This is a genomic window from Tolypothrix sp. VBCCA 56010, from assembly GCF_050875635.1.
GTDB lineage: Bacteria > Cyanobacteriota > Cyanobacteriia > Cyanobacteriales > Nostocaceae > Hassallia.
The window spans coordinates 1-6,668 of sequence record NZ_JBPAOH010000250.1 but is presented as its reverse complement, the minus strand read 5'-3'; the positions used below and the strand labels follow the sequence as shown (position 1 = coordinate 6,668).

At 43.9% G+C, this 6,668-nt stretch carries 7 protein-coding genes; 2 read left to right on the top strand and 5 right to left on the bottom strand.

Annotation, left to right across the window (positions count from 1 at the left end; genetic code table 11):
• Window positions 1–193: 193 nt before the first annotated feature.
• The 4 genes from AABK37_RS39500 to AABK37_RS39485 form a co-directional block, all read right to left on the bottom strand.
• Complete coding sequence (locus AABK37_RS39500) at window positions 194–484, bottom strand: transposase (RefSeq protein WP_432556849.1); 291 nt, start codon at window positions 482–484, stop codon at window positions 194–196.
• 231 nt (window positions 485–715) lie between these two features.
• The gene (locus AABK37_RS39495) at window positions 716–1,036 is read right to left on the bottom strand and encodes a helix-turn-helix domain-containing protein (RefSeq protein ID WP_432556850.1); all 321 of its coding nucleotides are present in this window, start codon (window positions 1,034–1,036) and stop codon (window positions 716–718) included.
• A complete protein-coding gene (locus AABK37_RS39490) occupies window positions 987–1,142 on the bottom strand; it encodes a hypothetical protein (protein WP_432556848.1) in 156 nt (51 codons plus the stop codon). Before AABK37_RS39490 ends, AABK37_RS39495 begins: the two co-directional genes overlap by 50 nt.
• Before the next feature lie 123 nt (window positions 1,143–1,265).
• Window positions 1,266–1,613 (bottom strand): hypothetical protein, encoded by a 348-nt coding sequence (locus AABK37_RS39485; RefSeq protein WP_432556847.1) that lies wholly within the window; start codon window positions 1,611–1,613, stop codon window positions 1,266–1,268.
• Between the two features lie 794 nt (window positions 1,614–2,407).
• On the opposite strand from AABK37_RS39485, the gene AABK37_RS39480 reads away from it, so the two are divergent.
• Window positions 2,408–3,331, top strand: coding sequence for an alpha/beta fold hydrolase (locus AABK37_RS39480; protein ID WP_432556846.1), 924 nt, complete (start codon window positions 2,408–2,410; stop codon window positions 3,329–3,331).
• A gap of 31 nt (window positions 3,332–3,362) precedes the next feature.
• Here the strand turns inward: AABK37_RS39480 and AABK37_RS39475 are convergent, their stop codons facing one another.
• Complete coding sequence (locus AABK37_RS39475) at window positions 3,363–3,728, bottom strand: BON domain-containing protein (protein ID WP_039747338.1); 366 nt, start codon at window positions 3,726–3,728, stop codon at window positions 3,363–3,365.
• Between the two features lie 258 nt (window positions 3,729–3,986).
• Here AABK37_RS39475 and ilvN point away from each other — a divergent pair, with 258 nt between their 5' ends.
• Window positions 3,987–4,505: an acetolactate synthase small subunit gene (gene ilvN, locus AABK37_RS39470; protein WP_432556845.1), complete on the top strand. Its 519-nt coding sequence runs from the start codon at window positions 3,987–3,989 to the stop codon at window positions 4,503–4,505.
• Window positions 4,506–6,668 lie beyond the last annotated feature (2,163 nt).

The window sequence follows — 6,668 nt, the reverse complement described above, 5'->3', positions numbered from 1 at the left end:
CCGTATTCTCAATACTGTCTTCACTACTTGTGGCTCTTATACCAATTCTCTATGAAGTTGCACTTAATAAAGCGGAGGTGATGTAATCCCATCCACAAATCGAAGCGATCGCTTCGGGAGAGATGGAATCTGTGAACATGTTTGAGCTTGTGGCGCAACTCATCTAAATTTGTGCAGTGTTAGAGCGGACAGTTCATACGCGTTGGTGTTCCCATAAGCGTTCAATGGGGTTAAGCTCAGGACTGTTGGCAGGCTGAAAAATTGGAATGATATTATCAGGCCATTTTAAGTCCAAAGATTTGTGAAAATGACAAAAGTCCATTTGTACCAAATTCAAGGCATCGGGGTAGGCCTTTGAAAAAAGGTCTAAAAAATCTTGGAAACACGTACCATCAAGGTGAGAAAACTCCCAAAAAAAGCAATTCGACAGTTGCTGGTTCGACGACACCATACAGGTAAAAGTTTTTCCGTTGCCAGCTAACAATGCCTACAGGCTTAACTACGAGTGAGGGTAATTGTACGACCAGTAAGGGTTTTGAGTCCTAAACGACTTTCGTCTTGACCGGAGGCGCAGCGTCTCCGGCTCCGCACCAATAACGTACTTGTTTATCCGTCCCCAAATAACGCAATAATACTTGGAAAATTTGCTGGAAGTTTTTTTTAAATGCGTCTTGGACTTCAGGCAAAGCCTTTGCACTGCTCTTACGTGGTACTTTCAATTTGGCATTATCTTGTGTGCACAATGAGCGTGTACCGTCTTGTACGCAACTACAACGAAACGCACTCTTGACTCAGCCAAAGAGTGAATTTGGCTGTAACTCCTGAATCCTTGAGGTTGACCCAAACGTTCATGTAGTTGACTGATTACAGTTTCTGAAATTAAACCTGACTTGCCTGGGGCTGTTTTAACTTCGAGTAACGCATCAATCCCACCTTGCTTGTACCGTTTCAACCATCGGTACACTGTTGATTCGTCTCGTCCAAGACTAAAGCGATAGTTCCTGTCTTGTCGCGATCGCTTTGGTCTTAATCCAATACAGCATCTGCAACCGTTCCTTTGTTGTCGCTGTCAGCGCATGGCGCAATCGATGTTGTAGTTCTTCACGGCTCTCACATACCTCGACTCGAAAGTTATTTCCCATAAAAGAGCTTGCGAAAGTTTCTGATTCTAATAATTTAGTGCATCTTCATGGAGAATTGGTATTACTAGAATCTCAAACAAAGTTTGCTGGTCGCAAAAAGCTTGCGTTTGAATTGAAATATGTTCATTTAAGCACAGTCAGAACAACGCCTGTGTGTTTGGAGAATCTGTGAGGGCTAATTGTTTTAATGAAGTCAACGGTAATTCTTTGGGAATTACATCTTTTATAATTTAATTTTGGGAAACCCTTCTCGGTTATATAAATTTTAATTATAATTAAATGACTTTTTACAACTTGATTATACGTAGACTGAGCTTCGCGATCGCCATTGAGGAAAACTTTGCGATTTACTGAAATTCGTTTTTGCAACTTGAATACTACACGTTCTAACTTTCTTAAATTTGTATCCTTCCATTCCACCATCGGTTCTGGTCGCAGCAGGTGCTTTGACTGTTGCCCTGTATTAGACATATATATTGCTACTTACAACTTTATTTTCCAAATCCGAAGTGAGTCTGTCAGCATATCTCTGCCATTACAGCAGAGCGTTGGCTTCTGACCAATCCCTCCCCCTTAATACATACGCTCCGCGCACCTACTCAGTATCGACCGACTGAGAGTATTAAAGGGGTTACTTCGTTCCTGACAACCATTGGTTATAACATGACGAGTGATGCTATCCACCGGGTTTATGGGAAGTGCTTATTGGTCGGGCACGAAACCGCCAACTCCATATCCTTTGCCTTTTTGGCTCCAGCCTCAACAGTTTTCAGGCATTGCCTTAAATCCTGCTTTCCCTTTCGGGTTAGCCTTTAGGCTGGTTCATAATGACTATGGTTCAAGCGCATCTTCAAGGGCGTTGCCTTTACTCATGGGTTCGAGCTCGACCGGGTTTCCTTTCTTTGGCTTCCAGATACCGCCATGATTCCCCGTTACAATGGTCACTTGAGGATCGCACTCACTCTTGGGGTGGCTGTACGCGCTGCACCTGCGGTCAGGGACTTCTCAAAATAATTTGAGTCACCCTCATGGTTGTCAAGTTCGTGGCTAGGTTAGGATTACTCCTTTCTTTTTCTTGCGGTCATCCCTGAATATTTCTATTCATTTCGACCAACGAATCACAGCCGTGTATGCGCGACCGGGGAGTGTCAAATATATCTAGATTGGCTTTTGTGGCTAGACAAGAATAACAATTGATGAAAAGCATTAACGCTTTTGCGATCGCCTTAAAATAAAAATAAGCTGGTAATTGGGAGGACATAAGTGTGAGCGCTCAGGTACACTGGCAGCAAAGAGTTGGTAATCAAAGAGACTGGGTTTGGCGGGGTAGGCAAATCCGCTACACGTATATTCGCCCTACCGAAAATAACCACTCAGACACACCTTTAATTTTGCTGCATGGATTTGGCGCTTCAATTGGTCATTGGCGACACAATTTAGAAGTATTAGGCTCGCGCCATACAGTATATGCTTTAGATATGCTGGGTTTTGGCGCTTCGGAAAAAGCACCTGTGAATTACAGCGTCGAACTATGGGCAGAGCAAGTTTACGATTTTTGGAAAGCATTTATCCGCCAACCAGTGGTATTAATCGGTAATTCCAATGGTTCGCTGATTTCGTTAGCGATCGCTGCCGCTCATTCGGAAATGGTGCAAGGAATCGTTATGATGAGTTTGCCCGATCCGTCATTAGAGCAAGAAGCGATCCCGGCTTTCCTCAGACCGATAGTCATGACAATCAAGAAGCTTGTCGCTTCCCCGTTAATCCTCAAACCGATATTTCACTTTGTCCGGCGGCCTGGTATTTTGCGTCGTTGGGCAAGTATAGCTTATGCTAACCCAGAAGCGATTACCGATGAATTAATAGAAATTTTAGCAGATCCGCCTCAAGACCGGGGTTCTGCGCGTGCTTTTAGTGCTTTATTTAAAGCAGCGATCGCAGTTAACTTTAGTCCTAGTGTCAAGACATTATTACCAAGCTTAACAATTCCCATGCTGTTAATTTGGGGACAAAAAGATAAATTTGTTCCCCCAGTACTTGCGAATCGATTTACTCAGTACAACGATAAATTGCAACTGTTAAACCTAGAAGATGTAGGTCATTGTCCCCATGACGAATGTCCAGAACGAGTCAACCAAGCTATTTTAGATTGGATTGAGACATGTAGTGAGCACTCTTCGTGCTCTTAAAGCAGAGGACTAAAGTCCTCACTACGAGTTCCTAACCAATTGTCACTTGAGTAGTATCAACACCTGTAGCACCACTAACTGATCGCGCTACAGAAACCATTTTGTTTAAAATATCTTGGCTGGGAACTTTGCCTTTTAACACTACAGTTCCGCTAGTTTGAGCAACCCAGAGTGTATCAACATCATCGAGTTGGGCATCTTGATCGAACGCTAAAGCAACCCGCTTTGCCAAACCACTTTGATCGTACTCTCCATTCAACCCGACGCGCTCTGGGGGAATAGATTGAGTAGCAGCAGGAGCAGCAGTACTAACAGCTTGTGGTACTGGCTGCGGCTCAGGATTCACTTCTGCATTTTGGGGTTTTTCCATGCCAAAAAGTCTTTTTAACCAACCCATAAACGCTTTTCTCCTATTAAAAATTCATGACAACTTGAGTATAAAAGCTGTCATCTAAAATCGACATCTACCTATGAAAGGAGAATAATCTAGTTTGCGGTATGATTTCCGCACAACTTCCAAAAAAGAACTGTAAAAAATACATGTCTTTGGTTTATAATGAAAGATTAGACGAAAAATTTAGTATTTACGTATAACGTAGATAGAAGATGATGTCTGCGTTACAAAAATGTCGCCCTAGCCAAAACAGCCGCGAAGATGAAACACACTCTTTCTGTTCTTGTAGAAGATGAAGCGGGAGTTCTTTCCCGAATTTCTAGTTTATTTGCCCGTCGCGGTTTTAATATTGAAAGCCTTGCCGTAGGTCCTGCCGAGCTTCTAGGAGTCTCGCGGATTACAATGGTTGTACCAGGTGACGATCGCGTAATCGAGCAACTCACCAAGCAACTATACAAGTTAGTGAATGTCCTCAAGGTGCAGGATATTACCGAGACTCCTTGTGTAGAGCGAGAATTGATGCTGTTAAAGGTAAATGCCACTAGCAGCAACCGTGGAGAAATTATCGAATTATCTCAGATTTTTCGCTCGCGAGTCGTAGATGTGGCAGAAGATTCCCTGACTTTGGAAGTTGTGGGCGATCCAGGTAAAATGGTAGCGATCGTGCAGGTGTTGCAAAAATTTGGTTTAAAGGAAATAGCCAGAACAGGCAAAATTGCTTTAATTCGTGAGTCAGGTGTCAATACCGAATTGCTCAAGTCTTTGGAAGCAAAAGTTTAGTCAGGTAAAATCAGAAATTACTTTTATAGGCGAAAAGGGGAAAGGGTTTTCCAAGAGGGGATGCATGTTAAAGGGGAGGCGGTGCGGTCTTGGGGTTTCACGCCACTCCCTTTGACTGTCGGGAAACCCGCCTACGGGGGTGGCTCCCCAAGTGCAGCATCCGCTTATGATTGGGGCGGGACAAGAGGGGATGCATGTTAAAGGGGAAGGAGGAAAGGGATGGAGTTATTGAAAATTAGTACAAATGTTCAAAACAACTCTTCCAATACGTGCTGCGCGGAGCGCTTTCCCTTTCCCCAAAAAAAGAGGGGTAAAGGGGAGGCAGTGCGGTGAGACCAGCCCCCTTTTGGAGCGGTAAGCGAGCGATCGATGGGAGACTGGCTCTCTTCGTTGGGTCTTGGGGATCACCTGCACAGTCGGAGGCAGTACGCTTCAAAGGGGTTTCACGCCACTCCCTTTGACTGTCGGGAAACCCTGACTGTGGGGGTGGCGACCCAAGTAGAGCACCTGCCGTCATCTGCCGTGAAAGGAAAAAACGGGTGCATGGGCATCCTTGATTTAAAATTAGTACGAATGTTTAAAACTACTTCAACATTTTTCCTTTACCCAAAACCCTTTTCCCGGCACGAAGTGCCCTTTCCCTTTCAAGAACTCTTTTTCATCATTAGTGCTGCCTGATAATTATTGCTAATAAATCAATTGATCGGACTTGAATGCGTGAATGCGTGAATTTTTGATTAATCAGGTGTGATTTCCGTATTTTGCGATCGCCTAAATCAAAACCTTGCCCTTATTATCTACGGAGAATCCCCAGTAGAACGAATACGTCCGCTTCTGGCAGCATTTGACCCAAATACCCGCCCACGCCGACCGAGCGCCAAGTCCCCACTCATTGCTGCTCTAATTATGATCCGCGCGAAGCGCTTCACATTCATCCCCGATTACCAAAATAATTACGACTACAGACCTAACAGTTAATCGTGATAGCACATCGAATGCCCTCGTCCGATTTTGGCTTGTACTTTAGTTCAGCTTTCAGTTCTTTAATTTCCGCAAGAAGCCGATTAGATTTATGGTCGATTTTCTCATCACCCTTCGTGTATCAAATAATCCACCTGCTCAAAGCGCGAGGCATAAATTGCCATATGCACCCCAAAGTTGAGTTCGTTTGAAGCAATTCGATTATTCAGCGACTGTTTTAAGTCCTCAATCGCATGCCTGGCATTGCAGGTGCGATTTGTTGAGTGGGGAATCACGGTAATCAGTCCGGCGCGACCTGAAATGGTCGTTTAGTAAGCGGAGGCTTCTCCGCCAAGGGATTCACACCCCTTGCCCTCACGTAAAAGACTCATTCGAGTCCGGTCACGACCTAGTAGGTAACGAAAAAGTCGGAATGCAGACCACGAAAGTATCTTCGACTACCAGCCTAAAGGTGGTCAAGAGCAAGAGGAAGTTTTTCAATGGTGAACAAACGTAAACTGTTTATAAAACTGCGTGATGTACCATCATAGCCAAATAAGGCTGATAGGCTTTACCCAAAAGGGACGTGGATGGATTAGTGACTCGGACTTTCATTAATCGTGTGAACAAATTTCCACCGCAGAAAAGACAGCACCTAAAGAAAACAAGAAAACTGAACGACACAACAGGGTAAACCCCACAAAGTCTAGGAAAGGTCGAATATTCCTAGTAAGTCTGAGGCAACAAAGACCGAAATCTCTGGAGGGTAGAGGATGGAAGAAAAAGCGAATGCTGGTTTGTAACGAACCAGATAGGGGTTGAAACATCACCCTTGAACGAATGTTAGCAGACTTCTTCTGGGTCTTATACGAAGGAAACCGAACAAAGGAATCTAATCTAAGGACAAGTTAGATGATGTCAGAAATGACAACAAACGGACTAAAGAAACAGCTAGTGAACTGGAACCATATTAATTGGAGAAAAATCAATAAAGCTGTTAGAAACCTACGTCAAAGAATATGAGCGTGCGAGAAAGCGTGGGTTTCTTTGGCAAGTTAAGAAACCTGCAAAAGTTGATGCAAAGAAGCTACGCAAATTTACTAACCCAAGTTGCTAGTTATGCTTTAGAGGGTTCGCAGGCATAACATTAAAGCAATAAAATCCCCTCCAGAGTCAAAATCGGAGGGGTTTATGTTAAATGAA

Bases quoted from the DNA above. Each gene is read 5' to 3' on its own strand.
- AABK37_RS39485 (WP_432556847.1), bottom strand. From the start codon at position 1,613: ATGTCTAATACAGGGCAACAGTCAAAGCACCTGCTGCGACCAGAACCG.
- AABK37_RS39490 (WP_432556848.1), bottom strand. From the start codon at position 1,142: ATGGGAAATAACTTTCGAGTCGAGGTATGTGAGAGCCGTGAAGAACTA.
- ilvN (WP_432556845.1), top strand. From the start codon at position 3,987: ATGAAACACACTCTTTCTGTTCTTGTAGAAGATGAAGCGGGAGTTCTT.
- AABK37_RS39475 (WP_039747338.1), bottom strand. From the start codon at position 3,728: ATGGGTTGGTTAAAAAGACTTTTTGGCATGGAAAAACCCCAAAATGCA.